The 1,251-nt window shown below is 71.1% G+C and carries 2 protein-coding genes; one reads left to right on the top strand and one right to left on the bottom strand.

The annotated features are described in order from the left end of the window. Positions 1 to 607, bottom strand: a 607-nt coding sequence (locus MCM47_RS41030) for an ABC transporter ATP-binding protein (protein ID WP_238951859.1), incomplete at its 3' end; no start/stop codon positions are given. Positions 608 to 968: 361 nt separating this feature from the next. Here MCM47_RS41030 and MCM47_RS41035 point away from each other — a divergent pair. Then, the coding region (locus MCM47_RS41035) for a hypothetical protein (RefSeq protein ID WP_238951860.1) at positions 969 to 1,251 on the top strand (283 nt) is incomplete at its 3' end.

The following is a 1,251-nucleotide window of genomic DNA, read 5'->3' on the forward strand; positions in this document are numbered from 1 at the left end:
CCGCGCGCAGCAGCTGCATGATCGCACGGCCGGTCTCGGAGTCGAGCTGGCCGGTGGGCTCGTCGGCGATGATCAGATCGGGCTCGTTGGCCAGGGCGCGGGCGATGGCGACGCGCTGCTGCTGCCCGCCGGAGAGTTCGCCGGGGCGCTGGTCGGCGTGGTCGGCGAGTCCGACCATGGCCAGCAGGGTGCGGGCCCGCTCCTCGCGCCGGGCGCTCGGAACCTTGCGCAGCCGCATCGGCACGCCGACGTTCTCGGCGGCGGTGAGGACGGGGATCAGGCCGAAGGACTGGAACACGAAGCCGATCCGGTCCCGGCGCATCGCCAGCCGGGCTTCCTCGTCCAGGCCGGCCAGCTCGGTGCCGTCCAGCGCGATGGTGCCGCCGGTCGGTTTGTCCAGGCCGCCGACCAGGTTGAGCAGCGTGGTCTTGCCGGAGCCCGACCGGCCCTTGAGTGCGGTCAGTTCACCCCGGCCGACGGAGAAGGAGACGCCGCGCAGCGCGTGCACGGCCCGCTCGCCGGTGCCGAAGCTGTGGCGGAGGTCGCTGACGGCCACCATCGGCACGGTCGTGGACGTGGTCACGGTACCGACCGGTTGCTGTGTCATGCGGGCGTCCCCCTGGCTCTCTGTCGGTTCTGCGGTTCTGCGGTTCAGCGGCTGGAGCGACGTCCTCGGCCTGCCGCACGGGCCGCCGTGAACGAGAATTGCATGACGTGTGCATGGCCCTTTGATGGCCTGTCACCTGGATATGCGCGCTCAATGAGAAGAATTTGCTCACCAGTTACATGATTCGCGCAAGTCCCTTCCGTTCCGAGTATGAATCTGACAGCATCGTCCGCTATCCGGTGATCAAGTGCCGGTGATCATCACTCCGGCTCGCGACGGGCGCTCATCCCCGGCCGGACCCCGTCGGGTCGGTCGGGCCGTTACGCGGAAGCCGGGGCGATTCGTCAGGGGGAGGAACGGGATGCTCGGCTTCGTCGTGCGCCGGTTGCGCGGGCGACTGCCGCTGGCCGGTGCCGTCCTGCTCACCGTGCTGATCACCACGGCGGTGCTCACCGCGCTGGTGGCGTTCAACCGCACGGTCGGGGAGGCCGGGCTGCGCCAGTCCCTGCAGGGGGGCGGCCACGCGCGGACCACGGTGCTGGTGACCGGCGAGCACGGTCTCGACAAGCGGTCGGCCGACGACGCGGCGGTCACCGCCTACGGCGGGGGGCCCTTTCGCGGGCCCCCCGCGCGGAGCGGCACCC

The organism is Kitasatospora sp. A2-31 (assembly GCF_022288725.1).
GTDB lineage: Bacteria > Actinomycetota > Actinomycetes > Streptomycetales > Streptomycetaceae > Kitasatospora.